The 1,737-nt window shown below is 40.9% G+C and carries 1 protein-coding gene; it reads left to right on the plus strand.

Going from position 1 to position 1,737, the window contains the following annotated elements; genetic code table 11:
* Positions 1-217: 217 nt before the first annotated feature.
* Positions 218-1,737 (plus strand): serine/threonine protein kinase (locus IQR33_RS03555; protein ID WP_193843539.1); only part of this gene is annotated, 1,520 nt, incomplete at its 3' end.

Genomic DNA, 1,737 nt, shown 5'->3' on the forward strand with positions numbered 1-1,737 from the left:
GGCAATGAAAATATACTCATATTATTAGGTTGAAGTTTGTAACACGAAAAAGCGTATAACTCATGCAGTGAAAGCGTAAGTAAAAAGGTCTAATAAGTTAGTAATAATAACTAAAATAATAGGCTTACTGTTTGTTTTAAATACCAACCTTGATACAAGTACGTTCAAGAAAATATTATTCAACTCTAATAATATTTATTCTATGAAAGAGTACTAAGTGTCTAATAATCAGAGTACAGCCAAAGGATATATCGATCAGTTGGTTGTTAAAGCTATTGAGAAAAAGAAACTGAATGAGCAAAGGCTAGCAGAAAAAAATAAGCCGAAGCTTGAGTACGTGCTTTTTTCACAGTTTGATGTATTAGACAAGCTTCCTTCTAGAAATGGTAAGACAACGGTTTACCATCTTGCAAAAAAAGGGCAGCCAGAGAAGCAAATCTGTTGCAAAGTTATCAATGATGACTCGCCAGAATTTGCGAGCAAAATGTTGATTAACGAAGCGAGCAGGCTGGAGCTTTCTCAACACCCTAGCGTGGCTAACTTTGTAAAAATCGGCAACGAATTCGAACGCCCATATTTGATGTACGAGTGGATCCAAGGTGAATCACTGGCAGAAAAAATGGAGCGTCATTCTTCTAAAGGCTTCCGCCACGACCACATCGCTTGGTTGGTGTATCAACTCGCTGGCGCTCTAGAGTTTATGCATACAAGAGGTATCTGCCATCTTGATATTAAACCATCTAACGTATTAGTGAGTGAAGGCGATTACGTTAAGCTCATTGATTTCGGCGCTGCTCGTTACATTGGAGAGACAGAACCTTACGCAGAAGCAAGCTTGAGCTACGCTTCCCCTCTTTATATAGAAACTGGCATCGCGGAACCGCAAGATGATGTTTACTCTCTCGCTTTGCTCGCTGGACATCTATTTTTAGGCTCAATATTTGGTGATGCTTGGAATAAGCAGTTAAAAGACCGAAAGCGTCCGGCTTTGATCCCGGCTCATATTTGGAAATTGCTGAAAGAAGTCATCAACAAACCAAGAGGGCATGGCTATACCGCTATTTCTTTTGCTCAACAGTTAGCGCGAATCGATACGCAATCAATTAGCTCAAATTCTAACGCACCAATTTTCAGTAGCTTGCGTAACGCGGACTTGCTGCTTACACACTGTAAGCCAAATGATAAAACGGCGTATGGTCGCTTTAAAATATTAGAGGCGAGCTTAGTGTTGAGTGTGCTGGCAACAGCAGGAAGTTATTTGTATCAACAGAATAAAGATCAATTGGATGCCATTTTTTCCCGAGGTGTCACTACTGTAACTCACGTTATTACGCCCTCTGAAACGGCTTCTTTTTTGGCTCAGCCTCCATGGAAAATCAAAGAAGAATTGTCTCAAGCTACTCAGAGTATTGATATGACAGAAGCTTATCGAACAGCATATCAAGCTCAGCAGTTAAGCCTCTCGAATTTATATGAAGAAAAACAGGCTCAGTTAACGTCGTATCAATCGTTAGCGGATGGCTTACCAATGGCATTAGTCGAATTACGTAAGGAGCTTGTCACCTTGCGAGAAACCCTTGTTCGTGACGGTGCCCTGTTTCCATATGCGGATGAGGCGTTGACTAAAGTGATGTCTGGATTAAATGTCGCGTCTATCGATTCCATGAAAGTATCTGCCATAGCTGGCAGTCGAGATAAGCAGATTGCTCGCTTAATTTTAGATGGTGAAGCTAAGCT

The organism is Vibrio sp. OPT46 (assembly GCF_015163535.1).
GTDB lineage: Bacteria > Pseudomonadota > Gammaproteobacteria > Enterobacterales > Vibrionaceae > Vibrio > Vibrio alginolyticus.